This window comes from Nitrospira sp. Kam-Ns4a (assembly GCF_965152595.1).
Window position 1 is genome coordinate 825,563 of the sequence record NZ_OZ224218.1, and the last position, 23,404, is coordinate 848,966.

General features: G+C 63.3%; 22 protein-coding genes. 13 read left to right on the forward strand and 9 right to left on the reverse strand.

Annotation, left to right across the window (positions count from 1 at the left end; all coding sequences use genetic code 11):
- Positions 1-448 precede the first annotated feature (448 nt).
- From ACWHYQ_RS04125 to ACWHYQ_RS04180, 12 genes are all read left to right on the forward strand, one after another.
- Entirely contained in the window at positions 449-1,726 is a 1,278-nt protein-coding gene (locus tag ACWHYQ_RS04125; RefSeq protein WP_447974474.1) for a TolC family protein, read from the forward strand.
- Between the two features lie 14 nt (positions 1,727-1,740).
- Complete coding sequence (locus ACWHYQ_RS04130; RefSeq protein WP_447974475.1) at positions 1,741-3,075, forward strand: efflux RND transporter periplasmic adaptor subunit; 1,335 nt, start codon at positions 1,741-1,743, stop codon at positions 3,073-3,075.
- On the forward strand, positions 3,072-6,209 hold the full coding sequence (locus tag ACWHYQ_RS04135; protein WP_447974476.1) for an efflux RND transporter permease subunit: 3,138 nt from the start codon (positions 3,072-3,074) through the stop codon (positions 6,207-6,209). The genes ACWHYQ_RS04130 and ACWHYQ_RS04135 overlap by 4 nt, the downstream gene beginning before the upstream one ends.
- Positions 6,210-6,410: 201 nt before the next feature.
- A complete protein-coding gene (locus tag ACWHYQ_RS04140) occupies positions 6,411-6,977 on the forward strand; it encodes an FKBP-type peptidyl-prolyl cis-trans isomerase (RefSeq protein WP_447974477.1) in 567 nt (188 codons plus the stop codon).
- A 146-nt stretch (positions 6,978-7,123) separates the two neighbouring features.
- Positions 7,124-7,435: a hypothetical protein gene (locus ACWHYQ_RS04145; RefSeq protein ID WP_447974478.1), complete on the forward strand. Its 312-nt coding sequence runs from the start codon at positions 7,124-7,126 to the stop codon at positions 7,433-7,435.
- A 160-nt stretch (positions 7,436-7,595) separates the two neighbouring features.
- Positions 7,596-8,963 (forward strand): hypothetical protein, encoded by a 1,368-nt coding sequence (locus tag ACWHYQ_RS04150; protein WP_447974479.1) that lies wholly within the window; start codon positions 7,596-7,598, stop codon positions 8,961-8,963.
- Positions 8,964-9,007: 44 nt separating this feature from the next.
- Positions 9,008-9,283 carry a hypothetical protein gene (locus ACWHYQ_RS04155; protein ID WP_447974480.1) on the forward strand — a complete coding sequence of 92 codons (276 nt, stop codon included), beginning with the start codon at positions 9,008-9,010 and terminating at the stop codon, positions 9,281-9,283.
- A gap of 20 nt (positions 9,284-9,303) precedes the next feature.
- Positions 9,304-10,230: a DUF3179 domain-containing protein gene (locus ACWHYQ_RS04160; protein WP_447975519.1), complete on the forward strand. Its 927-nt coding sequence runs from the start codon at positions 9,304-9,306 to the stop codon at positions 10,228-10,230.
- An 18-nt stretch (positions 10,231-10,248) separates the two neighbouring features.
- Complete coding sequence (locus ACWHYQ_RS04165; protein ID WP_447974481.1) at positions 10,249-11,598, forward strand: HD-GYP domain-containing protein; 1,350 nt, start codon at positions 10,249-10,251, stop codon at positions 11,596-11,598.
- A gap of 687 nt (positions 11,599-12,285) precedes the next feature.
- Entirely contained in the window at positions 12,286-13,515 is a 1,230-nt protein-coding gene (locus ACWHYQ_RS04170; RefSeq protein WP_447974482.1) for an IS110 family transposase, read from the forward strand.
- 517 nt (positions 13,516-14,032) lie between these two features.
- Positions 14,033-14,914, forward strand: a complete 882-nt coding sequence (locus tag ACWHYQ_RS04175; protein ID WP_447974483.1) for a VTT domain-containing protein — start codon at positions 14,033-14,035, stop codon at positions 14,912-14,914.
- A gap of 64 nt (positions 14,915-14,978) precedes the next feature.
- On the forward strand, positions 14,979-15,575 hold the full coding sequence (locus tag ACWHYQ_RS04180; RefSeq protein WP_447974484.1) for a carboxymuconolactone decarboxylase family protein: 597 nt from the start codon (positions 14,979-14,981) through the stop codon (positions 15,573-15,575).
- Here ACWHYQ_RS04180 and ACWHYQ_RS04185 read toward each other — a convergent pair.
- The 3 genes from ACWHYQ_RS04185 to ACWHYQ_RS04195 all read right to left on the reverse strand — a co-directional run bounded on the left by ACWHYQ_RS04185 (position 15,565) and on the right by ACWHYQ_RS04195 (position 17,667).
- Positions 15,565-16,266, reverse strand: a complete 702-nt coding sequence (locus tag ACWHYQ_RS04185; protein WP_447974485.1) for a Crp/Fnr family transcriptional regulator — start codon at positions 16,264-16,266, stop codon at positions 15,565-15,567. The genes ACWHYQ_RS04180 and ACWHYQ_RS04185 overlap by 11 nt on opposite strands.
- 318 nt (positions 16,267-16,584) lie before the next feature.
- Positions 16,585-16,974: a hypothetical protein gene (locus tag ACWHYQ_RS04190; RefSeq protein ID WP_447974486.1), complete on the reverse strand. Its 390-nt coding sequence runs from the start codon at positions 16,972-16,974 to the stop codon at positions 16,585-16,587.
- 297 nt (positions 16,975-17,271) lie between these two features.
- Entirely contained in the window at positions 17,272-17,667 is a 396-nt protein-coding gene (locus tag ACWHYQ_RS04195; protein WP_447974487.1) for a hypothetical protein, read from the reverse strand.
- A gap of 111 nt (positions 17,668-17,778) precedes the next feature.
- Between ACWHYQ_RS04195 and ACWHYQ_RS04200 the strand changes: the two genes are divergently transcribed.
- Positions 17,779-18,216, forward strand: coding sequence for a POTRA domain-containing protein (locus ACWHYQ_RS04200; RefSeq protein WP_447974488.1), 438 nt, complete (start codon positions 17,779-17,781; stop codon positions 18,214-18,216).
- Here the strand turns inward: ACWHYQ_RS04200 and ACWHYQ_RS04205 are convergent.
- The 6 genes from ACWHYQ_RS04205 to ACWHYQ_RS04230 form a co-directional block, all read right to left on the reverse strand.
- A complete protein-coding gene (locus ACWHYQ_RS04205) occupies positions 18,165-18,671 on the reverse strand; it encodes a DoxX family protein (protein ID WP_447974489.1) in 507 nt (168 codons plus the stop codon). The genes ACWHYQ_RS04200 and ACWHYQ_RS04205 overlap by 52 nt on opposite strands.
- Positions 18,668-19,450 (reverse strand): HvfC/BufC N-terminal domain-containing protein, encoded by a 783-nt coding sequence (locus tag ACWHYQ_RS04210; protein ID WP_447974490.1) that lies wholly within the window; start codon positions 19,448-19,450, stop codon positions 18,668-18,670. The genes ACWHYQ_RS04205 and ACWHYQ_RS04210 overlap by 4 nt, the downstream gene beginning before the upstream one ends.
- Positions 19,425-20,270, reverse strand: a complete 846-nt coding sequence (gene bufB, locus ACWHYQ_RS04215; protein WP_447974491.1) for an MNIO family bufferin maturase — start codon at positions 20,268-20,270, stop codon at positions 19,425-19,427. The genes ACWHYQ_RS04210 and bufB overlap by 26 nt, the downstream gene beginning before the upstream one ends.
- Positions 20,271-20,461: 191 nt before the next feature.
- Positions 20,462-21,892, reverse strand: a complete 1,431-nt coding sequence (locus tag ACWHYQ_RS04220; RefSeq protein ID WP_447973018.1) for an IS1182 family transposase — start codon at positions 21,890-21,892, stop codon at positions 20,462-20,464.
- A gap of 57 nt (positions 21,893-21,949) precedes the next feature.
- Positions 21,950-22,243 carry a BufA1 family periplasmic bufferin-type metallophore gene (gene bufA1, locus ACWHYQ_RS04225; protein ID WP_447974492.1) on the reverse strand — a complete coding sequence of 98 codons (294 nt, stop codon included), beginning with the start codon at positions 22,241-22,243 and terminating at the stop codon, positions 21,950-21,952.
- Between the two features lie 324 nt (positions 22,244-22,567).
- Positions 22,568-23,032, reverse strand: coding sequence for a CBS domain-containing protein (locus ACWHYQ_RS04230; protein ID WP_447974493.1), 465 nt, complete (start codon positions 23,030-23,032; stop codon positions 22,568-22,570).
- Positions 23,033-23,404: the final 372 nt, after the last annotated feature.

The window sequence follows — 23,404 nt, forward strand, 5'->3', positions numbered from 1 at the left end:
TACGCCTGCCTCGTTCCTCTGTTCACCGCCTCGGCCGGCCCGATGGAAGCAGGCTGCCCCGCGCCTGAAGAGCAGCCTACCCGGCAATTTTGCGACGCCTTCACGACTCTTGGCGTTCAGGGCGCTTCGGAGTCCCCTCTGCAGAAGGACGCCCCATTCACCGTTCCGTATGGACTGACCGCGTCCCTGCCGGCTGCTCCCCTCCCCGCCTTGGACAGCACCCCGTGCGACCGACCGCTCGCCTGCCACGCCCGCGATTGCCTCCTAAAGACCACCGTGCTTCGCCTCTGATCCTCTCGCCCCCGCGTTTTCGTCATCCATTCTCAGGGTCCTCGCTCCCGCTCGTCTCCTGAGCATCGGCCGCTGCCCGTCTCTTGGCCGATTCAGGGGCGACAAGCCAGACAGACCGGCAGCCCGGGGACCGACTCTCTTTAAGGAGGCGATTGTCATGAGACGGCACAGAAGACTCTCCCACCTTACCGTGGTGGCGGCGATGTTGGCGCTCTCAAGCGGTCCGCCACAACATGCCTGCGGGGCCGAGCCGTCCCCGCAGGAGACGTTAGCCCTGTCCGAGCTGATCCAGGAGGCCTTAGCGAAGAATCCCGAGATCCAGGCCTTGAGACAACAGTGGGAGGCAGCGACGCATCGGGTGGTCCAAGCCAGTTCGCTAGATGCCCCCACGGTGCAGGTGCAGCTCTGGAACGTCCCCCAGAGTTTTAACGTGACCCAGACGCAGAACAGCATCTTCGGTGTCTCGCAGACCTTTCCATTCCCCGGCAAGCTGGCCCTCAGAGGAGAGGTGGCCAGCCGGTCAGCAGACATGACCGAGCAGGCGCTTCGGGCCAAGGAGCGAGACCTGATCGCTAGGGTCAAGCAGGCTTACTACGACCTGTTCCTGGCCCATAAGGCGATCGAGATCCACCATGAGCAGGTGGCGCTGCTGCAACAGTTCGTGGAGAGCGCGATCGCCCGGTTCCGGACCGGAAAAGGCAGCCAGGTGGACGTGCTCAAAGCCCAGGTCGAGCTGTCCACGCTCTATCAGCAGCTCCCCGGGCTGGAGCAGCGCCGGGACACTGCCCAGGCCAAGGTGAACACGCTGCTTGATCGAGACCCTCGGGTTCCCTTGGCGTCCCCGCAGGCGCCGCGGGACCAGCGGTTCGACCGGGACCTTGAAGAGCTCTTCCAGATCGCGGTCGAGGCCAGACCCGAGCTCAAGGCCGGCAAGCTAGCCATCCAGCGGAACGAACGCGCCCGCGCGCTCGCGCAACGCCAGTACTACCCGGACCTGCAACTGGCTTTCCAGCGCTTCCAGAACTTCAATGCGCCCGACGGGTTCGGCGCCGTGGCGTCCATCACGGTACCGCTCGCGTTCTGGACCAAGCCGAAATACGACGCGGCCGTCCGGGAGGCGACGGCGGCCGTCGCCGCCGCCCGGGCAGAGCTCCATATCCTGGAAAACCTGACGCGGTTCCAGATTCGGGACCTCCTCGCCAAGGTCCGTGCCAGTTGGGAGATGGCGGTGCTGTATCGAACGACCCTGCTGCCCCAGGCCGAGCAGAGCGTGGAGGCGGCCCGGGCCGGCTATCGGACCGGCAAGACGTCCCTTCTGGAGCTGATCGAGGCCGACCGGGGCTTCCGGGAGGCCCGGCTCGCCTACTACCGGACGCTTGTGGACCGGGAAGCCAGCCTGGCCGAGTTGGAGCAGGTGGTGGGCGCAGACTTGTAAGGAGGAAGGGGCCGATGGAGACGCGTGCAATCGTTCGAGGGCGAGCCTTGCGGCTCGCGATCGGAGCCGGGGTCGTCCTGCTGGCGCTCGGCCTCTGGCTCCTGGCAGACCGAGAGGGACCGCACCGCGCGGCGCCGACCCAACCGACGGCCGGGACAGCCGTCCCGGCAGGTCCGGAAAGGCTCGGGCCCCAGGCGAGCCCGTCGGCTCCCGCCCAAGCCAGTGGTCCGGGGCAGGCCTTCGCTATGCTGTCGCCCTGGCAACAGCAGTTGATCGGGGTGAAGACCATGGTGGTGGAGCGACGTCCACTGGAGACCCTCGTGCGAGCGGTCGGCAGAGTGGACTACGACGAGCAGCGCGTGGCCCACGTCAACCTGCGGCTCTCTGGTTGGGTCGAGGACCTGTTCGTGGACTACACCGGACAGGTAGTCCACGAGGGGCACCCCCTGTTGACCTTGTACAGCCCGGATCTCGTGGCGACCCAGGAGGAGTTCCTACTGGCCCTGGGGGCACAGGCCAAGGTGAAAGACAGTCCGATTCCGGAAGTGCGGCAGCAGGCTGATGAGTTGGTGGAAGCCGCCCGGGACCGGCTGCGGCTGTGGACTCTCACCGACGCCCAGATCAACGACCTGGCCCAGCGCGGCAAGCCGCTCACGTACGTCCCGATTTATTCGCCGATCCGGGGACACGTGGTCGCCAAGAACGTGTTCAAGGGCATGTTCGTCCGGCCGGAGATGACCCTCTACACGATCGCGGACCTCGCCACGGTCTGGGTCAACGCCGAGATCTACGAGCACGAGGCGTCGTTCGTGAAAACGGGACAGCCGGCGACGGTGACGTTCGCCGCTTACCCGGGGGAAACGTTCCACGGCCACGTGTCGTACATCTACCCCTACCTGAACCGGGAGACCAGGACCGTCAAGGTCCGGCTGGAATTCTCCAATCCCGACCTGCGACTCAAGCCGGACATGTACGGGGATGTGGTCATCCCGGTGAACCGGGGGAGCAAAGTGGCGATTCCAGAGCAGGCCGTGCTCGATTCCGGCACGCGGACCCTTGTCTTTGTCGCACGGGGAGAAGGGATGTTCGAGCCGCGTACGGTTACGCTCGGCCCAAAGGTCGGCGCCTACTACGAAGTCCGGGAGGGGATCGTGGAGGGCGAGCGAGTGGTCACCTCGGGCAATTTCCTGATTGACTCGGAGAGCAAGCTGATGGCCGCCACGAACCTGATGGGTGCCCTGGGCATGGGCGGGATCCGGATGGAGCAGGCCCAGATGGGCAAGATGGAGATGGGTGGCATGCGCATGGGCGGCGGGACAGCGCCGCCTTCCGAGAGCGAGTCGCGATGATCTCGCGCGTGATTGACTGGAGCGCCCGGAATGCCTTCCTGGTGGTCCTGGCGACACTCTTGTTGACGGGCTGGGGATTCTGGGCGGTCGTACATATTCCGCTGGATGCGATCCCCGATCTCTCGGATGTCCAGGTCATTGTCTTCACCGAATGGCCGGGGCGCAGCCCGGACCTGGTCGAGGATCAGATCACCTATCCCATTGTGACCTCTATGCTGGGCGCGCCGCGGATCAAGTCCGTCCGCGGGCAGTCCTTCCTGGGCCTCTCGTTTGTCTACATCATCTTCGAGGACGGCACCGATCTGTACTGGGCCAGGAGCCGGGTGGTGGAGTACCTGCAGGGAATCACCGGCAAGCTGCCCGACGGCGTCTCGCCCACCTTGGGTCCCGATGCGACCGGGGTCGGCTGGGTCTTCCAGTACGCATTGGTGGACCCATCCGGCCAGCACGACCTCGCCGAGCTGCGAAGCTTTCAAGATTGGCACTTGCGTTACTGGCTCCAGAGCGTCCCAGGAGTCGCCGAGGTGGCTTCGATCGGCGGCATCGTCAAGCAATACCAGGTGCAGGTGGACCCGACCAAGCTCCTGGGTTATCACATCCCGCTGAAGACCGTGATCGAGGCCATCCGGCGCAGCAACAACGACGTCGGGGGGCGGGTGATTGAGGCCAGCGAGCGGGAATACATGGTGCGGGGGAGGGGCTATATCCGGTCACTGGACGATATCCGACACGTTCCGTTGGGGACCGACCGGCAGGGCACCCCGATCATGGTCCAGAATGTGGCCCAGGTCACGGTCGGGCCGGACATGCGTCGTGGCCTCGCCGAGCTGGACGGTCAAGGGGAGACGGTCGGCGGTATCGTGGTCATGCGCTATGGCGAGAATGCGCTCGCGGTGATCGACCGCGTAAAGGACAAACTCCAGGAGATCGCACCGTCTCTGCCGAAAGGAATTCAGATCGTCCCGGTGTACGACCGCTCCGAACTGATCCTCCGCGCCATCGCCACGCTGAAAGAGAAGCTGATTGAAATCAGCCTCGTAGTGAGTGTCATCAGCCTGGTGTTTCTGTTTCATTTTCGCTCCGCTCTGGTCGCCATCCTGACGCTGCCAATCGCGATCCTGCTCTCGTTTCTCGCGATGTACTACCTGGGCATCACCTCGAACATCATGTCGCTGGCCGGCATCGCCATCGCCATCGGAGCCATGGTCGACGCGGTCATCGTGATGGTCGAGAACGCCCATAAGCGCTTGGAACAATGGGAGAGCGCCGGACGCCCCGGTTCCCGCACCGACGTGATTATCCGGGCGGCCCAGGAGGTGGGCAAGCCGCTCTTCTTTTCACTGCTCATCATCACGGTCTCATTTCTACCGGTCCTGACGTTGGAAGCCCAAGAAGGGCGGCTGTTCCGGCCCTTGGCCTTGACCAAAACCGCCGCGATGTTCTTTGCCGCGCTGGTCTCGATCACCCTGGCGCCGCTCCTCATGGTCTGGCTGATTAGAGGACGGATCGCGCCGGAGGAGCGAAACCCGATCAACCGAGCCTTGATCGGGCTCTACCGGCCGCTGGTGTCCGGGGCCCTGCGGGCGCGCTGGCTGGTCGTCGCTCTGGCCATCCTGGCGGTGGCGGCTTCGGTTCCTCTGTACGGGACGCTCGGATCCGAGTTCATGCCGCCGCTGAACGAAGGCACGATCCTGTACATGCCGACGGCCTTGCCTGGCATCTCGATCACCGAGGCCGGCCGGCTGCTGCAGCGGCAAGACCAGTTGCTCAAGCAATTTCCTGAAGTGGAGCATGTCTTCGGCAAAATCGGCCGCGCGAGGACGCCGACCGATCCGGCCCATTTGAGCATGGCGGAGACTGTGGTGACGCTCAAACCGGACGAGCAGTGGCGGCCAGGGATGACCTGGGACTCGCTGATTGCGGAGATGGACCGGGTCGTGAGATTCCCCGGAATGCCGAACATCTGGTGGATGCCCATTCAGACCAGAACGGAGATGCTGGCGACCGGGATCCGCAGCAATCTGGGCATCAAGATCCTCGGCCCGGACCTGGCGGAGATCGAGCGGATCGGTCTGGCGATCGAAGGGCTTCTGCAAGGCGTTCCAGGCACTCGCAGCGCCTACGCGGAACGCATCACCGGTGGCTATTACCTCGACGTTCACGTCAACCGGGAGGAGGCCGCCCGGTATGGGTTGACCGTGGAGGATGTCGAAGACACCATCGAAACGGCCATCGGCGGGAAGACCATCACCCAGACGGTCGAGGGTCGGGAACGGTACCCCATCAACGTTCGCTACCTGCGCGAGTTGCGGGACAATCCGGAGGCGCTGCGACGGGTGCTGGTCGCGACGCCGACCGGGGCCCAGATCCCGATCGCCCAGCTCGCTCGAATCACCATGACGAGCGGCCCCCCGGCGATTCGGGATGAGAACGGCTCGCTGGCCGGGATCGTGTTCGTGGACGTCGCGGGGCGCGATCTGGGCGGGTATGTCGCGGAGGTGCAACGCCTGGTCCACGAGCGAGTGCCCCTGCCTCCCGGCTACTCGCTCGCCTGGGGCGGGCAATTCCACTATCTGGAACGGGCGCAGGCCCGGCTCACGATTGTGGTGCCGGTGACGCTCGTCCTGATTTTCGTGCTGCTCTATGTGAATTTCCGATCGGTGGTCCGGAGCCTGATCGTGCTGCTGTCCGTGCCGTTCGCCGTCGTGGGCGCGGTCGTGTTCCTCCACCTCCTCCAGTATCATCTGAGCGTGGCGGTGTGGGTCGGCATCATCGCCCTAGCCGGCGTCGCGGCCGAAACGGGCGTCATCATGATCCTCTTTCTGGACGAGGCCTATGAGCGCTGGCAGCAGGAGGGGCGTTTGCGCTCGCCGGCTGATCTTCGAGAGGCGATCATCGAGGGAGCGGTCCAGCGAGTCAGGCCGAAGATGATGACCGCCTCGGCGATCCTGATCGGGCTCCTGCCGATCATGTGGAGCCATGGGACCGGCGCCGACGTGATGAAGCGCATCGCGGCGCCGATGATCGGCGGGGTGGTCACCTCCACGCTCCTCACCCTCCTGGTCATCCCGACCCTCTATTTCATCTGGAGGCGCAGATATGGGGGACCCTCGGCGCCGGGGTGGTCACGTTGAACCTCTGGATTTACTGGCAGGTCGGGCGGCCGCAAGTCCGATGAGGCGGCGGTAGCGCGAGGAGCCCGAACCGTGTTAGCATAATCGTCGAGCTTTCACCCATAGTCTGGAACTGATCGCCCTTCCCGCGGCCCAGCGCGCGACCCGCGAGCTCTTCCAGCCTATCGTTCCTGTTTACCCTTCACCCGGAGGTCCATCACAATGACGTCGTTTCAGGTCACAGAGAGGCTCACGGCCGCCTTCGTCCTCTCCGTGTCGCTCGGCGCCGCCGGGGCGCAAGCTGAGCCCCTGAAAGGAGACAAGATGACGGTCTCATCAGGGAAAGAAATCTCCATCGAGTACACACTGCGGCTGGAGGACAAGTCCGTTCTCGACACCAATGTCGGCAAGGAACCTCTCACCTATACCCAGGGGGCGCACCAGATCATCCCGGGGCTTGAGAAGGCGCTGGAGGGCATGAAGAAGGGCGAGAGCAAACACGTGACCGTCGCGCCGAAGGACGGGTACGGCGAGCACGACCCGAAAGCCTTCCAGGAGGTGAGCAAGGAGATGATCCCGCCCGACGCCCTGAAGGTGGGGACCAAGCTGACCGGTCGGCGCCCCGACGGCCGGACCGTCGTGGTCGAGGTCAAAGAAGTTAAGGACAAGACGGTCGTGCTGGACTTCAACCATCCGCTGGCCGGGAAGACCCTCTATTTCGACGTGAAGATCCTCGACATCAAGGACGGACAGCCCAAGGACGCGCCGGCGCCGGGCCCGAAGAAATAACCGAGGCCGCCCGTTGCAGGATCCCCCACCGGTCCTGCAACGGGAGCGTTCCGGCCGGCCCCGGCAGCCTACGACGGACGCAGCCAGCCTCTTTCCCGAGCCCCTCCGATTGACAGAACCTCTCTCCGAGCGTAGGGTAGCACCCTATGAGCGCGACTCGACACGCGCCGTTCCGCATCCTGTCCTGGACCATGAGCCTGGCCTACCTGTCGCTCGCGGTCTGGATGCATCTCTGGGCGCTGGAAGCCGGCCTGCCCCAGCCCGGCGAATCCGCTTCCCCTCATCATCAGGTCTGCACCTGGATCGGCACCAGCGGCGAAGCGGGCCTCGCCGACGGCCTGTTACACCCGGTCCCTCGACCGGGCGTCTCGCGCTGTCAGCCGGCGCCACTTCTGCTCCCGGTCCTGTCCGTTTCCCCTTCTTCGATCCTGGCCCGCGCCCCTCCCCGGTCCTTCTAACCCCGCATCAGTTGACGCTCCCTGGATATTGCTGCTGAGGACGCAACTGTCTCCGCATGAGGGGTCTCCTCGGCCCGCGCCCGGTCTTGCCGTGCGCCTGCTTGAGGTGTGTGTGACCTTTCCGGCGACGCATCTGCCTTCTGAGAGGGAGGGCTTGACTATGGCGCCCACTGTCCTGAAACGCTCGTCATTGTTCATTGCGGTCCTGCTGGGGTTCGCTGCACTCATCTTCCTGGGAAGCATCTTGTGGTTCGATGTGCGCTACGACGACGCGCCAGAGCAAACCGTCGTCCTGACCGCCTTCAGTAACGCGGAGTACCCGGAGGACCCCGAAGACCGGAGCCTTGCCTTCGGGAACTATCCGCACCGGTCGTTGCGAATCCAGTGGCTCGGCGAGACCCGGTTTCGGTTTCTGATCGAGCCGGGATCGGACCATGCCACGACGATCGAGCTTCCCGAGGTGGACCTAGCCCACTTCGTAGCCGCCGTGCCGCCGTGGGTCCAGACCGATCCAGACCTGACCCGGGTCGGGCTCATTGATCGCGAATGGAACCGCCAGCAGGTGCGCTTCCCGCGGGAGTCGCCCTTCGTGCGGGTCCGCGAGGGGGGTGACGGCTTCGAGCAGCACCAGCTGAGCCGCGTGGACCTCGCCCGGAACTGCCTGAACGCAGGACTCTGGGAAGTCCTGCTCTTCACCGTCGAGGACGGACAGGAGCGCGTGTACGAGCATCTCTGGTTCACGTTTCCACTGGGACTCTACAAGGCGCTGTTCGAGCAGGTGACCGGCCTGTCCTACTGGGACTACTGGTGGTCGCTCGAGCATTGGGTGGACCCCACCGGGACGCCGATCCGGCTAGACCGGTTGCGGACGGTCGAGCGGGAATGGACCGTTGAGGCCGACCCACGCTGGGAGGAAGCCCCGCTCTGGCGGGGCGAGCAACGGGCGAAACGGCGGAATATTCTGACCCCGCCGGTCTACGCCTATCGGGACTGGTACAGCCAGCCGGTCCAGTTCGCGAGTTTCATCCCGCCCGGCCGCTATTCAGTCGCGCACCCCCGCGACACCCAACTCGCATACCTGGCCGACTTCATGGGCGCCACGCTCCGGCAGGTTCGGACGCCGGCCGGGCCCGACCCGCTGTTCGAGCTGGAGCTGGCGTTCCGGCACAGCCGGACAGCGGAACCGACCCGGCTGATTGTCGGCGGTCTCGATCTTCGCTCGCTCCCCGTCGTGTCCCCGGAAGAGGCATGGCGCGGGTGGCAGGCTCCCCTGGGGATCGGCAATCCCGGCTTTTTCGAATCCTACGAGGAGGTGTTGGCCAAGCCACCGCTCCGGCGTCCGTTTTACGGGGTTCATTTGGATGCGCAGGACCGCTGGATCGACCACCACGCGGTGGGCGTGGACGGCCCTCTCCTCCATCGGGATGCCCACGATCCGTCCAAGGTCCACTTGTACCTGCTGTCCTACGAGCGCCACGCGCTGTTGAACCACTTTATCCTGACTTGTCCGGCCGAGGTCTATCTGTAAGGCGGCTCACAGACCTTTTACCAGAGAGACCGTAGGATAGCGACATGCCACTGGTCGAAGTCTTTGTCCATGCCGGGTGCAAGTCCGAACGCACAGCTTTGGCCTTGGCGGACGAGATTCGTCGGGAATTTCCTTCCTGGCAGGTCCTCATCCGTGACTGCGAGGAGGACCGGGCACGGGTGTTGGGGATTCTGATCGCCCCGTCCTTCGTCTTAAACGGCGAGCTCATCGCCGTGGGCATACCTCGCAAGGAGTGGTTGATCCGTGCCCTGTGTGAGGCCAGGACGGCGCAGAACCCTATGGTAAGGAAGCTGCCGTGAAGCCACTTCGGCCTTCATTCGTGATGGGGCTCACAGGAACCTCTCTGCTGGCCCTGGCCTGGTGGAGCTTGGCCGTGCCACCTTCAGACCAATTCGATCTCTCACGGCACAGTGTCCCCCTGGACCAGATTGTGTCCGGCGGGCCCGGGAAGGACGGGATCCCGGCAATCCTCAAGCCTCTCTTCGTGCGGGCCCCACAAGCGACCTTTCTCGCTGACGAGGACCGTGTCCTCGGACTTACCCGAGGTCTCGAAGCGAAAGCCTATCCGGTCAAGATCCTCAACTGGCACGAGATCGTCAACGACACAAGCGGCGACCAGCCGGTCGTGATCACCTACTGCCCGCTCTGCGGGACCGGCATCGGGTTCGAGGCGGTCATTCAAGGCCAACCGCACACCTTCGGCGTCTCCGGGCTTCTGTACCAGAGCGATCTCCTGATGTACGACCACCAGACCGAAAGCCTCTGGTCCCAGATCGCGATGGTGGCGGTGGCGGGGCCCATGACGGGCACGAAGCTCACCCCGTTGTTCTTGGAGCATACAACCTGGGGGGAATGGCAGCGGAGCCATCCGGACACGTTGGTTCTCTCTACGAAGACCGGGCATCTCCGGGACTACGACCGGGATCCCTATCTCGGCTATGCCCAGCGCCCCGACTTGATGTTCGCCGTCACCCACACGGACCGACGGTATCACCCCAAAGCATGGGTGCTCGGCGTCGAGGTGAACGGCCTCTTCAAAGCCTACCCGTTCACCGAGTTGAAGAAGGCAAACAGCCCCCTGCAGGACCGGGTCAACGGACGCCCGATTCGGATCCATTTCAACCCGCGCGCCCTGAGCGTCTCGGTCACCGACTCGGACGGTCGGCCGTTGCCGTCAGTGATGGCGTTCTGGTTTGCCTGGACGGCGTTCCATCCGGACACGCTCGTGTTCACCGCTGCCAAGTGACGCCGTACGAGAGGGCCGATGCCCAGGTGGGTGAGAAAAATCCGGCAGCGGTTTGAGGAAGGTCGGCGCTGCACAATGGCGGCCAACCAGATCCAACTGCTGACCGACTACAGCGAGCGGCTGCTCCGCCAAACCGACTCGGCTCAGTGTGCTCCGGAGACCGCGACCCATGAATTGCTGCGAACGCTCTTGAAGGCTCCCGGACAGTGGTCACGAGGGCCTTCACACGCGTTTGTGGGACACGAAGAGGGGGAGTGGATCTCAGGCTTTCTCTACCGAGCAAGCATGGGCGACCTGATCAGGGATGAGGAGCTGCTTCAGATCAGCAGTCGCTCCCACTACGCGGTCACCAGGGGGAGGGAGCACGCAGTGTACGCCAACGCGCCTTCCGATCCCAACGGCCTCGACCGATTCCAGCAGCAGTTTCACCCGTCTGTCCGAGCCCAGATCGGGTGTATCCGCAACTATGCCACCTACCGCTTTGGGCCCCTCGCGCTGATCCTGTTCAATTATCCAGGGAGAGCGGATGCCTATGATGCCCAAGTGCTCAAGGTCCTGACTTCCTACGCTTCCACCCTTCAAACCATCATGGTCCAGCGGGATGAGATTGATCACGCATTCCGCTACACCGTCACGGCGCTGGCTAGGGCCAGCGAAGTAAATGACGAGGATACCGGCAACCACATTTTGCGGGTGGGGCGGTATGCGGAATGCTTAGCGGCGGTGCTGGGCCAACCGGAGACTTTCGTCCAGACCATCGGCTATTCGGCCCAGTTGCACGACGTCGGAAAGATCCACCTGGACCGGCACGTCCTGCAGAAGACGGGCCCCCTGACGAAGGAGGAACTGGCCCAGATGAGAGAGCATCCAATCGCCGGCGCCCTCATTATCGGTGAGGCTCCGCGGCTCGCCATGGCTCGGGAGATCGCGCTCAGCCATCATGAGCGCTGGGATGGCTCAGGATATCCACTCCGGCTCGAAGGGGAGCAGATCCCGCTGTCCGGACGGATCACCGCCCTGGCCGATGTGTATGATGCCCTGCGCAACCCTCGGTGCTACAAACCTGCCTTCTCACACCGGCACGCGATGCAGATCATCCTGGAGGGGGATGGCCGGGTCCAGCCGTGTCATTTTGACCCGCGTGTCCTGGAAGCGTTCCGGACCACAGCCGAGAAGTTTGAAGCGATCTACGAGAGCCTCCTGGATGAACCAGATCGGAAGACTTCCGGCTGGAGATTGCGACATAAGGCCGCACTTCAAAGCACTCTTGGCCCGCCTCCGACACCGGAGCCCAATCAAAGCAATTCCCCAACCAAAGGGAGGCGGGAGCTAAAGCGCCGCTCCTCATCGCCTGACTCGCGGCGTTGAACCTACAGAGACGTTAAGCGGATCATCGCCACCTGTAAGCTACCTTACGGCACGCACACACAAACTCTGTGACAATGACGTTGACTGCTGTCCCGAGTGATCGCGACTAGGCTACCAGAGCTCTCAAAGGTGGAATCACTCCGACGGACTGGTGCTGAAGCGATTGTTGGCAGTCCCGGTGTCCTAGGAGCGCCCACGAAGGAATGGTGAGCGGCCACTGGAAGGTACCGGGAGGAGGACCTCAACTAGGGTAGGGCTTGGCTGGGCGCCTTGGTGCCGGGCGATGCTGGTTGTGTTTCGCCCATCACGGCGCTGGATCTCCAGCGCCGCCGCTACTGGGGCCCAGTGGCCAGTTGGCAGACCGAAGCCATCTTTCGACTCGTGAAGACAGTGTGTCCGGCACCTGCCCTGGAGATTTCGATTTGACGCGGCCAATGGAAAGCCTCTCCAGGAACTGCTTGATAGTCCTCATGAGCGATGCGCTCACCCTGCACCAGAAAAATGCGCTATCGTAGAGGGGGCCGTGGCCCGGCCAACGTCGGGTCACCTTGGTACCCGCGAGTCCGAGAGCGATAGTCTGACGTGGGAGCGTTCGGTACCCCGCACTGTTGCCAGGAGCACGCGAAACAGAGTCGTCCACGAGAAGGCTCCTTCGGGCCCCGGCCCCCTCAGCGGAAGGAGGTCGCCATGGAGGCCTTGATTGAGCGTTGCGCCGGATTGGATGTCCACAAGAAGACCGTGGCCGTGTGTGCGCGACTGCCAGGGCCCGCCGGGGGCCGCCTGCAGCACATCCGCACGTTTGGCACGATGACCGCGGACCTGTTGGCTCTGCAGGAGTGGCTGCAGACGCACCAGGTCACGCCTGTGGCCATGGAGAGCACAGGCGTCTACTGGAAGCCGGTCTCTGACGTGCTCGAAGAGGCGTTCACCTGCCTGCTGGTCAATGCCTCGCACATGCAGAACGTCCCGGGACGGAAGACGGATGTCCAGGACTGTGTCTGGATCGCGCAATGGCTGGAGTGCGGGCTCTTGCGGGGGAGCTTCGTGCCGCCGGCGCCGATCCGGGCCTTGCGCGACCTGGTCCGCTACCGCAAAGTCCTCACCCAGGAGCGCACCCGCGAAGCGCAGCGGTTGCACAAGGTGCTGGAAGATACGGGCGTGAAGCTGGCCTCGGTCGCCACGGACATTCTCGGCGTGTCCGGCCGCGCAATGCTGGGGGCCTTGGTGCAGGGCACCACCGATCCCGACGTGCTGGCCGAACTGGCCCGAGGCCGCCTGCGCGCCAAGTTGCCGGCATTGCGGCAGGCCCTGGTCGGACGCTTCCGGCGGCACCATACGTTGCTGGTCAGTGAACGGTTGGCGCATCTGGACTCCTTGGAGGAGGCCATCGAGCGACTCAGCGAGGCGATCGCCGAACCGCTGCGCCCTTTCGCCCCGAGGCTGACGCCCCTGGATGCGATCCCGGGCGTGAACCAGCGGACGATTGAAGGGATCGTGGCGGAAATCGGCTTGGACCTGAGCCCCTTTCCGTCGGATCGCCATGTGGTCAGTTGGGCCGGCCTCTGTCCGGGGCATCATGAGAGTGCGGGCAAGCACCAACGCGGCACGCCCCGCAAGGGCAATCGCTGGCTGCGCGCCACCTTGACGGAGGCCGCGCTGGCGGCCATTCGCGTCAAAGACAGTCGGCTCGCCGCCCGCTATCGGCGCATCATGCGCCATCGGGGGCATAAGAAGGCCGTGGTCGCTGTGGCCCACACCATCCTCGTGATTGTCTCTCACATGCTGAAGCCCCAGATCCCGTACCAAGAACTCGGCGCCACTTACCTCGACCAGCGCGAGCGAGACCAGGCCATCCGCCGAGCCGTCAAGCGCCTGGAACGATTGGGCCATCGTGTGATCCTTGAGCCAGTCGCATAACAGAGAGACAGTGGGGGCATTTTCGAAACAGTTGACCAGATTGACATGCTCTTGGCCCACATCTGTCCGGGCTGCCTCGGGGTCTTCGATGGACCCGGGGTCTGTGATACCCGCGGACTGGCCTTGACGGACAACGTCATCAAAGTGTCGCACCTGCACAACGAGGAACCTGAGCAACGTGGGCGAACGCTTCCTCACCAATGGAGCAGTGAGGGGCGACATGACACCAGAACAAGCAGCCGCCGACCGAATTGTTGAAGCGGTGCGTCGTTCTCCAGGTTGCCTGCTTGAGGAATTGGTGATGGCATGCCCGGACCTCACCTGGAACCAGGTGCTCCTGGCTGTAGATCACCTAAGTCGGGCTGGACATCTGCGGTTGACGTTGGAAGGTGCGGGGAAATATTCCCTTCGACTTCCCGGCCAATGAATGTGCGCCCATTCCTCCGAGCCTGCGAAACAGCCGGCGCAATCCTGCATTAGGCTGCCGCCCCTACGTGGCGGAGTGGTCGGTCACCATGTGGCTGACCAAGAAGAGAGACGCGACGATGGCTCCGGCGTGTCCGTTGTAATGTTGCCCCTTATGATGACGAGCCGAATCCTCGTGAACGCGGCTATGGGGGCAAAACGGGTCACCAAGGGACACCTGCTCAAGGCGGGCACCCTCCTCTTCCTGGTCTTCGGAACCTACTTTCTCGTGCAATGGCTTGAGGTTGAGGAATTCCTGAATACGGAACAGCTCGTCGCTCATCTCCAGGCCGCCGGTCCACTGGCACCGGTGATGTTCATCCTGCTGATGGCCCTGGCGGTCGTGATCAGTCCGATCCCAAGCCTTCCCCTCGATCTTGCCGCCGGGGCTGCCTTCGGGGTAGCGGCGGGGACTGCCTATGCGGTGATTGGCGCAGAGATCGGAGCCATCATCAGCTTTCTCATCGGGAGAGCCCTGGGACGGGAGGCCATTCGGCGGCTCTTTCGGACCGAGATCAGGTTTTGCGAGCGCTGCTCGGATCGGCACCTGACGATGTTCGTCTTCCTCGCACGGCTGGTACCAATCTTCTCGTTCGATCTCATCAGCTACGGGGCTGGCTTAACCAATATGTCTCTTCGGGCCTTCGCAGTGGCGACCTTGCTTGGGATGCTTGCTCCAACCTTCGCATTGACCTATGCGGGGCACAGCGTGATCTCTGGCGAGTGGCTGTTGATCCTTCTCGGTCTGATCACGGTCATGTTGTTTCTTCTGATCCCCAGACTTGTCGTTCAGTATCCGTCCGCTTGGTGGGTCCGTCTTCTTCGAGGAGACATGCCTGTCGCCGCGACTGCGCCAGTCACACAGACAAGCCCGAACCCCGCCACTGACGAACCCCAGCCGCCATGCACCTCCTGTGGCATACCTCTGGATTAAACACGCGATGCCTCCACCACTTCAGAGTGGTTCTGGCTCGTTCGGTTTCGAACCTAACGGAGGGATGAACAATGGCCTACGACTGCTCCATGCCCAACGCGTCGTTGATGGACACATTTTGTGCACACCCGAATTCGCGAGACCGCTGCATGAGTTCGCCCAGCGGCGCAGGCGCGGGCCGTCTCCGCTCACCGAACAGGAACGGGAGCTGATCGCGGCCTATGTGTCTGCTTTCAACAGCTGCGGCTCCTGCCAGGCCTCTCACACCGAGGTCTGCGGGCATTACGGGACGCCCAGCCTTCTGGCGGATCAGCTCCTCGTCGATGTGGATACCGCTCCGATCACCCCACGGCTCAAGCCGGTGTTCCGGTATGTGCGAACGCTGATTGTGACGCCGGCGCACGTGACCCTGGCGGACGGGGAGGCTTTGTATGAAGCGGGCGGGGACGAAACCGCGGTTACGCATGCGGCCCTGATCTGCACGTACTTCTGCTTCATGAACCGCTGGGTGGAGGGATTGGGCATCGAGGCCGATCCAGCCGCGGTGAAAAGAGCCGGTGCGATACTGTACCGAAAGGGCTATGCAGTGGTCACCGAGGTGCTCGATCAGATACCAGCAAACAGTCCCCAGCCCATAGCGGTAAGGCTGCTTATCGCATGAGTTCGGACAGCCCGGTCTCGTTGCGAATGGTGATCGTGCGACCGTCCATCCGGATGAGTCCTTGGTCCCGGAAGTGTCCCAGGGTCGTGCTGACCGTTTCACGGCTACAGCCGATCAGGTTGGCCATCTCCTGATGGGTCAGCCTGGCTCGGAGTCGCATCCCTCCAGCTTCCGGGACGCCCTCGCTCCTGCTCAGCTCCAACAACAGATGAGCGAGCCGGGCCGGCACGTCTCGAAAGACCAAATCCGCCACGCGGCTCTGGATCTTGCGTAGTCGCAATCCGATCAGCTTCGTGAGCTTCACGGTCACATTGGGATGCATGGCCAGATACCGCTCGAAGTCCTCACGCCGAATGACGCAAATCAACGTGTCGTCAACTGCCTCAGCCACAGTCTCCCGCGGCACATCCTGCAGCACCTCAAGCTCGCCGAAAATCTCACCGGGTTCAAGAAGTTCGAACGTGACTTCCTTGCCGCTGGGCGCGGTGCTCGCAATCTTCACGAGTCCCTGCTTCAGGAGGTAGACGTTGCTGCTGGGGTCGCCGGGCAGATAGAGCGGCTGCCGCTTCTTGACCTCCTGCATGCGGGTAATGCGCTCCATTTCCTGCATTTCCTCTGGAGTCAGGCCATCGAAGAGACGAATGTGCTTGAGATACCAGAGCTTGTTGGATGAGGTGGAACGCGGGGTCATGGCCGCCCTCATGGATCGATACGGAGGCCATTGTACTCGGTCCCAACAGGCCGCGCAAACCATGACAGCCTGCCACAGAACGTGTCGGGACGAGTCCTCAGGACCAGCCATTCTCCGTCGCAGCCTGGCAGGAAGACCACATCCAACGTGAGCTGGCTCACAGACCCGGCGGCGGAGCGTCTTGGCGCGCTGAAGGAGGCTCCACCCCAGGGCCTGACGCTGGTAGAGCACCAGGAGGTTGAAGGCCAGGACCTTCAGCTCCAGGGCGGCGGCGTTCGGGAGCAACTGGCCCGTCGAGACCCGGTCGCTCCCGAAGTCCTACTTGAGCTCGTGGATCGCCTGCTCCACGTCGGCGCGCTTGCCGTAGAAGCGGGCGATGTCCTCCGGGGCCCAGTCCAGATCTGTCCCGGAGGCGGCGTCGTTGTAGCCGAGGGCATCCCAGAAGTGTCCCGGCGGGGTCTCGGAGTCCCGCCGCCGCGTGAGGAGGACGCGCCGCGAGCGGCTCCAGCCTTGGCGCTGGAACTCGATGGTGGCCACCTCGAGGAGCGTCTCGTCCCCGGTCTCGATTCGGCGCCCGCGGCCCTCCGGCGCGTGCGTCCAGATCCGGCTGGCCAGATCCGGCGTGACCCGGAGCTTGACCACGTAATGCCAGCCCCGCCCGCTCACAACGGACGTAGAGCGCCTCGTGGTCGAAGCCGCGATCCGCACGAAGGAGGATCGTGCGCCGGGGCTTCCAGGCAGCCAGGCCACGCTCTGGCAGAGAACGCGCTCGGCCCCGGTCGCCGGGCCGCAGGCGGCTGTTCACGACGAACCCGCTCTTCCGCTCGCGGCAGAGGAGCGGATGATACGAAGGGCGCCCCCGCTTGTGGGGGTCGGCCCCAGGCGAGCGCCCTCTTGCTCCCCATACAGGGTCTCCACGGGGGAGTCGCAGTCCAGCACGTACCAGCGCTGCCGTGCCAGCGTCCGGCGAAGGAGCTGCTCGCCGACCCACCGCAGGCGCCCCAGCTACTCTGGGGTATCGATCCGCGCCAGCTCCCGGCAGAGGAGCGTGAAGTCCGGCAGCCGCTTGTGCCCCCGCTTCACCAAGAGCAGGGGCTCCTGCTCCAGCTCCTCGAAGTGCCAGATCCGCTCCAGGCCGAGCAGGTACCCGTCCAGGATGTGGCGCAGGCTCTCGGGCAGCGAGTACGTCGCCCACGGCGCCTTGTCCCGGCCGAAGGCCCCCGCGAAGGCCCGGTCGATCCCCTGGGCTCGGACGAAGTCGCTCAGCAGGTTGCCCCCCGTAGCGGGTCGCCCGCCGAAGGGTGAAGGTCTCCCGAATGGTTCTGTCGGCGAGCGCGGTCGATGCGTGCGAAGATGGACTCCCTTTCCAAGCGGCTCCTTTCGCTGGTGGAAGTCGGACATGTCCACTTCCCTGTTACCACGAGAGGAGCCGTTTTTATGCGGGAAATCACGCGCTCACCCGCTCAACACGCGTGCGCAATGCCTTCGGCCCCCTGCGAAATCGAGGATGAAATGGGGTTCTTCGAAGACGTCCAGGTCGAGACCGAGCCGGCGCCCGGCGGCGTCGCCGTGACCTTCGTCATCCGCGAGAAGCTTTTCATCACCGAGATCGTGTTCGACGGCAACGAAGAGCTCAGCGACGACAAGCTGAAGGAAAAGATCACCATCCGCAGCCAGTCGTTCCTGGATCAGCAGCAGGCGAAGGAGAGCGCCGAGAAGATCCGGCTGCAATATCAGGAAGACGGGTACTACAACGCCCAGGTGATCCCGATCATCCAAGCCTTGGACCAGGACCGGAAGCGGCTGACCTTCTATATCTCGGTGCACTGTAAACGGCGTGCCGAATTCGCTGTCCCAATGAGGTTGGCACGGCGGCCCCGGCGCAACCTCAAGAACGTTCACCCGTCTTCACCCCCGACGCGCGCGGCTCGCCTTCGCCGGGCCAGATGACGCAGGAGGGCATCGGCCGAAAGGAGTCCCGGTCCATGCAGGATGAAATAGAGGAAGAGAATCCCCCAATAGAACGTTTCTTGTAGCGCGGCCTCCGAAAGCTGTCCATAGGAGATCGTTGCGACGATGTTCAGCCCCAATAGCGAGAGGGCCGCCCATCGTCCCACCAGACCGATCGCCAGGAGAAACGACCCGCCCAATTCGATGGCGGTCGCCAGATATGCAGCGACTTCGGTGGGCAGATAGGGCACATCGTAGACCATGGTGAAGAGCATCACGGTCGACATCCAACTGGAGAGTTTGACCATGCCCCCCTTCCAGAAGATGTGAGCCAGGTACAACCGGACGGTGAGGTCATAAATCGGGATCAGCCCTTCCAACACTCGAACAAGGCGACCGTAGGCGGAGAAGGCAAGGGACACGCTGCGCTTTAGATGTCCCAGGCCGGAGGTCATGGGCTCTCCACCACCGAGAAATCCCTGATCACGCGCAGATTCAGAGCCTCTGCAAAAAACCCGGCCAAATCGAACTTCGGTTGACACGCGATTGCCATCCGCACAATCGCGGTCAGGCTCTGTCCGCTCGCCATGGCCTCAAGCAAGATGAAGTCGAGTATGGCGAGAGGCGTCACCCGGACGTGGCCGTCTCGCCTCGTCACGACGACGCCGGTGGCTTCCTCTTCAAGCGGGAGGTTGGCGGCGCTTTCCGGCACGTCAGGCTGCAGAGCGAGCCAGATTCGATGTACCGGAAACCGAAAGCGGAGGAGTCGCACGGCTGCATGCAGTCGGACGATCACATGCGACGGATCCTGTGACGCCATCGCCAGGAGCTGCGCCGCGGAAAGCAGCGGGGCATCAGCGGCCTGATGTACCTCATGGCAGGCCCATTCCAGGCGCGCCAACTCCACCAACTGAGGGGTGGCCTGCAATTCTTTGAGAAATGTTGGAAAATGGAGCCCATAGGGAAACAGATCTCCGCTGGTCGAAGGGTGAACCTTGAAATAGCCCCGCGCTAAGATTCCAAAATATCGTTCGCCTACAAGCCGACACAGCACCGGGTAGGTGACCTTCAGGACCTGTGTGTAGTTGTCACGAATCAGGCGGCGATAGAGCGCTATGCTCCGCAGGGCCGACCTGCCCGGCGCGATGCCCCCTGTGACAGCATGATACGCTCCACGGACGACCGCGTCGTAAAAGGCTTGCTGGACCTCAGGAAGCCGCGGCATGGTAACCATTGAGAAGAGTGTCCGCCTGTTTCGCCTGGTCCACCAGGACAGAAAGAGGCGGCAGATTGGTATCCCACTCAACCAGGGTCGGACGCGGGCCGATGCGCTCGATCGTCCACTGGTACAGCTTCCAGACCTCTGGATGCACCACTTGACCATGGGTGTCTATCAGCCATATACCGAAGCGATCGAAGCCTGCCAGGTGAATCTCCCATACGGCGTCGCCGGGAAACGCGCTCAGGCAATCGAGTGGATCCAGGCGGAAGTTGATCGCGTTGACGTAGACGTTGTTGAGATCGAGCAAAATCCCGCAGCCGGTTCTCCGGGCTACCTCGGCCATGAACGCTCCCTCCGGAATAGTGGAGTCCCTCCATGTGAGATAGCGCGTGACATTCTCGATGACCAGGGGCCGCCGCAATGCCTCCTGAACCACTTGGATCCGTGCACAGATGTGATCCAGGCTTTCGGGGGTGTAGGGAAGCGGCAGAAGTTCGTTCAGGAACCGACCGCCTATGGAGCTCCAGGAGAGGTGCTCCGACACAAAGGCCGGTTCGAAGCGGTCGGCCAAGACCTTCAGCTTGAGCAGATGGGCACGGTCGATCGGATCGGCCGAGCCTAACGAAAGTCCGACTCCGTGAAAGCTCAGTGAGTAGCGGGTCCTGATGCGCTCAAGAATGCGAAGCGGCGCTCCCCCATCCCCGAAATAGTTCTCCGGATGGGTTTCCACCCAGACAACCGGCGGGGCAGTCTCCAGGATCGTGCGAAAATGTTGCGAGCGCAGCCCGATCCCGGCGCGAGCCGGGATCGGGCCAGGGACTTGCCCAGGCATCGAGATGGCGTCCTACCTTTTCTTCATTTTCGCCTTCATCTCTTCGAAATCCTGCTTCGTAATCGACAACACCTTAGAGCCTGTTGCTCAAACTCATGATCGAGCCCTCTGGTCACCAGACATTGATTCGCTTCGCTCCCATGTGGGCTTCTCGCTGCCGAGACCGCGAGGGAGCGTGGCCTTTGAGAGAGTCATCCCCTTGTCTTCTTTCCGCTTCCCCGGCCAAGCCGTCGCGGTTCGCTGCCCCTGCGCCGACCGGTCCAGGCCGCCTTCCCACTCCGCCAGAGCTTCAACAAGTTATGCGTGGCGCAGAGCAGCTTCCACTCGCCGTCACAGGCTTGGCGGCCACGGCGCATGAAGCGATCACAGCCACGGGTGCTCTTGATCTGGCCGAATACCGGCTCCACCGTCTGGCCGCGCTGCGTGTACAGACGACGTCCGCGCTGCGTCAGCAGCGTGCGCTCCATGCGGTCGCGGGCCGTCAGCCCCTTCGGACAGCGGCCTCGTGGCGGTGGCTGCTCCCGCAGCGCCTTGCGCTGTTTCCAATCTTGGTTCGGCGCGATCAGCAACTCAGGTCCGGCGGGATCGGCCTCCGTCAGGTTGGCCTCGCTGCAATAGCCGGCATCTGCCAGGGCGGTCTTGATGGCCTGCGGGTGCTCGATGGCCTGCAGATTCTCCTGCGCCTGCGTCAGCATCGGATGCAGTTGCCGGACATCGTTCGCCTCCTGCGTGACGGCGGCCGCCACGATGATCTGCGCCTCCGTCACGACCGCTTGGGCATTGTAGCCTTGCACGTACCCGGCCTGGGTCTTCATGATGCGACTGTCCGGGTCTGTCACGTTCGCCTTGGCCGTGGCATCCGCTGCCGCTTCGGCCGCCTTCGGCTTGCGGCCCCGCTTCTTCTGCCCGGTGGCGGCTTCCTCGGCCTGGCGGGCCTCAAGCTTGGCCTGCTGCTGCGCGGTCGCCTCGGCCGCCGCCTGCGTCAACCGTGCCTGGCACGCCTTCAACCGGGCCAGTCGGCTCCGCCGATCCCGCAACGCCTCCGGCAGTTCGTCGCCCCGCTGCTCCGGTCCGTACAGCCGATCCTCGGCGGCATCGGTGGCCTGAGCCTCGGTCAGCATCCGCGTCACCTCCGCCGCAATCGTCTCGGCGGTCCGATTCGCTGCCAGCGCCGCGTCGGCCTTGATCTTCGTGCCATCCAGGGCCACCACCCCGACCTTCACCAACCCCGCCGCCGCACACAGCGTCAGCACCTGCGTAAACAGGGCGGCCAACGCGGCCTCATGGGTCTGCCGGAATCGGGCGATCGTGGTGTGATCGGGCCGCTGATTGGCCGCGAGCACCCGAAAGGCCACATCCCGCTCGCACAGCCGTTCGATCCGGCGGCTGGAGCGCTCCCCCAGGCAGTACGCATACAGCAGCAGCGCCACCATCATGGCCGGCTCGTAGGCCGCTTGGCCCCAGCCATCGGCTCGGTACGTCCGCTCGATCTTCGTCAGATCCATCTGGGCCACCGCATCCAGGATGAACCAGGCCAGATCGCCCTCCGGCAGCCAATCCTGCAACGCCGGCGGCATCAGATACAGTTGCTCGCGCTCACACGGCAGAAAGTTGTAGCCCATCGCATCCTCCCTTCGGTCATGACTCGGGAAGACAGTATACATATAATTGCCTAGGTGTCAAGGGGTTTGTGCAACAGGCTCCTTACCGTTGACGATCTTCGCGCACAGGCCTTTCGGCAGGAACACATAGGAATCCGACTCCCCGTCCTTCTTGGCCATGCCGACACAGGAATGCAGGCTGGTCTTGACCGCGCAGTCGTTCATCCCGGCCCTGGCCACGCCCCCGCAAGCCTCCCAACCCGAGGGCATTTCTGGCATCTTGGGCGGGGCGGCAAAGGCCTGGGTTCCCGCCAAACTCAGTGCGGCCAGCAATGCCGAGTAGACGACGTTCTGCTTCGTTTTGACGTCCATGTGAACCTCCTTTCAGATTGGTTGTGTTCCCAAACGAGACCCTTGCTGTCATCAGTCGCAGGACTCGGGATTCATGGCTCCCACATAAACGTCCTTCCTTTCCTCGGCAAAGGTTGTGTCCTGTCCTCCGCGAAAGAGCGCATTTCAACTATCAAGGCACCTTATCATCCGCATGCCCCGGCCGCAGTAAACCGGCTTACGAGGACATGCGTCACCCTTCCTGTGATCCTGTCTTCCCGAGCAGAACCATCCACTGACCGCCCGTACGACCGTCGGCGTAAGCCTGTGTGCTTGAGCGGATATCCGGAGGCTGCCACCTACGTCTCATACTGATTCATGCCCGCACCCGCCCCTGGCGAAGAACAGTCCTCGGTGAATGTCCCCAATGCTGACGATGCCGACGAGTCTCCCCTTGTCCACTACTGGGATGCGGCGGAGATTCTTCAGCCCCATATATGAAGCGGCCTCGAGTATGGGCGTGGTCGGCAACACCGTCAGGGGATTGTGAGTCATGACTTCCTCGACCTTTTTAGCCAGCACGTCGGGATAGCCTTGTTCCATTTCCAGGAAATCGCGGCTGTGCACGCCGTCGTGAATGTAATCCCCATAATTCGGGTAAAGCGGCATCATCACATCCCGCAAGGTAACGACACCGATGAGTCGATCCCCATCTTCCACCACCGGGATGGCCCCGCAGCGCCGCGTCAGCATCTTGACCACCACGGAGTGCACCGTATCCGTCTTCCTGGCCATCACCACCCGGGTTGACATCACGTCCTGGACTCGCACCTGCGCCTCCTGAGCTCGTGACCCTGAGCATTGTCTTTCTTCATGCCGAGGTAGATGTGGGACGTGGAAGGCGCGCCCGCACTCACCTGGTCGAGCCGGGAGAGTCAGCAGCCCGCCTCCGGTTGTTGAGAATCACTGTGTCCACTATTTCGCCGCACTGGAGGCACCGATAGGTGTCAATGCAGACGCTCCTGCTGAGATCGTCCACGTCGCAGTATTGTTCCTTCGTCATCAGCCCGTGACACCGGTGACACGTCACGACCCGCCTCTCTATGTGGGCAATGCCTCCATCCCGCACGCAATCGTACTGACTCGCTTGACGCGCTTCTGTAAGCCACCCCACAGGACCGAATAGAAAGAACGCTCCATTGT

What these genes read in the sequence shown, in the direction of transcription:
- ACWHYQ_RS04155 (WP_447974480.1), top strand. Translation starts at nt 9,008, where the DNA reads ATGCCACTGGTCGAAGTCTTTGTCCATGCCGGGTGCAAGTCCGAACGC.
- ACWHYQ_RS04210 (WP_447974490.1), bottom strand. Translation starts at nt 19,450, where the DNA reads ATGGTTACCATGCCGCGGCTTCCTGAGGTCCAGCAAGCCTTTTACGAC.
- ACWHYQ_RS04200 (WP_447974488.1), top strand. Translation starts at nt 17,779, where the DNA reads ATGGGGTTCTTCGAAGACGTCCAGGTCGAGACCGAGCCGGCGCCCGGC.
- ACWHYQ_RS04150 (WP_447974479.1), top strand. Translation starts at nt 7,596, where the DNA reads ATGGCGCCCACTGTCCTGAAACGCTCGTCATTGTTCATTGCGGTCCTG.
- ACWHYQ_RS04220 (WP_447973018.1), bottom strand. Translation starts at nt 21,892, where the DNA reads ATGGGCTACAACTTTCTGCCGTGTGAGCGCGAGCAACTGTATCTGATG.
- ACWHYQ_RS04145 (WP_447974478.1), top strand. Translation starts at nt 7,124, where the DNA reads ATGAGCGCGACTCGACACGCGCCGTTCCGCATCCTGTCCTGGACCATG.
- ACWHYQ_RS04135 (WP_447974476.1), top strand. Translation starts at nt 3,072, where the DNA reads ATGATCTCGCGCGTGATTGACTGGAGCGCCCGGAATGCCTTCCTGGTG.
- ACWHYQ_RS04140 (WP_447974477.1), top strand. Translation starts at nt 6,411, where the DNA reads ATGACGTCGTTTCAGGTCACAGAGAGGCTCACGGCCGCCTTCGTCCTC.
- ACWHYQ_RS04180 (WP_447974484.1), top strand. Translation starts at nt 14,979, where the DNA reads ATGAACAATGGCCTACGACTGCTCCATGCCCAACGCGTCGTTGATGGA.
- ACWHYQ_RS04170 (WP_447974482.1), top strand. Translation starts at nt 12,286, where the DNA reads ATGGAGGCCTTGATTGAGCGTTGCGCCGGATTGGATGTCCACAAGAAG.
- bufB (WP_447974491.1), bottom strand. Translation starts at nt 20,270, where the DNA reads ATGCCTGGGCAAGTCCCTGGCCCGATCCCGGCTCGCGCCGGGATCGGG.
- ACWHYQ_RS04165 (WP_447974481.1), top strand. Translation starts at nt 10,249, where the DNA reads ATGCCCAGGTGGGTGAGAAAAATCCGGCAGCGGTTTGAGGAAGGTCGG.
- ACWHYQ_RS04130 (WP_447974475.1), top strand. Translation starts at nt 1,741, where the DNA reads ATGGAGACGCGTGCAATCGTTCGAGGGCGAGCCTTGCGGCTCGCGATC.
- ACWHYQ_RS04195 (WP_447974487.1), bottom strand. Translation starts at nt 17,667, where the DNA reads ATGTCCGACTTCCACCAGCGAAAGGAGCCGCTTGGAAAGGGAGTCCAT.
- ACWHYQ_RS04205 (WP_447974489.1), bottom strand. Translation starts at nt 18,671, where the DNA reads ATGACCTCCGGCCTGGGACATCTAAAGCGCAGCGTGTCCCTTGCCTTC.
- ACWHYQ_RS04125 (WP_447974474.1), top strand. Translation starts at nt 449, where the DNA reads ATGAGACGGCACAGAAGACTCTCCCACCTTACCGTGGTGGCGGCGATG.
- bufA1 (WP_447974492.1), bottom strand. Translation starts at nt 22,243, where the DNA reads ATGGACGTCAAAACGAAGCAGAACGTCGTCTACTCGGCATTGCTGGCC.
- ACWHYQ_RS04185 (WP_447974485.1), bottom strand. Translation starts at nt 16,266, where the DNA reads ATGACCCCGCGTTCCACCTCATCCAACAAGCTCTGGTATCTCAAGCAC.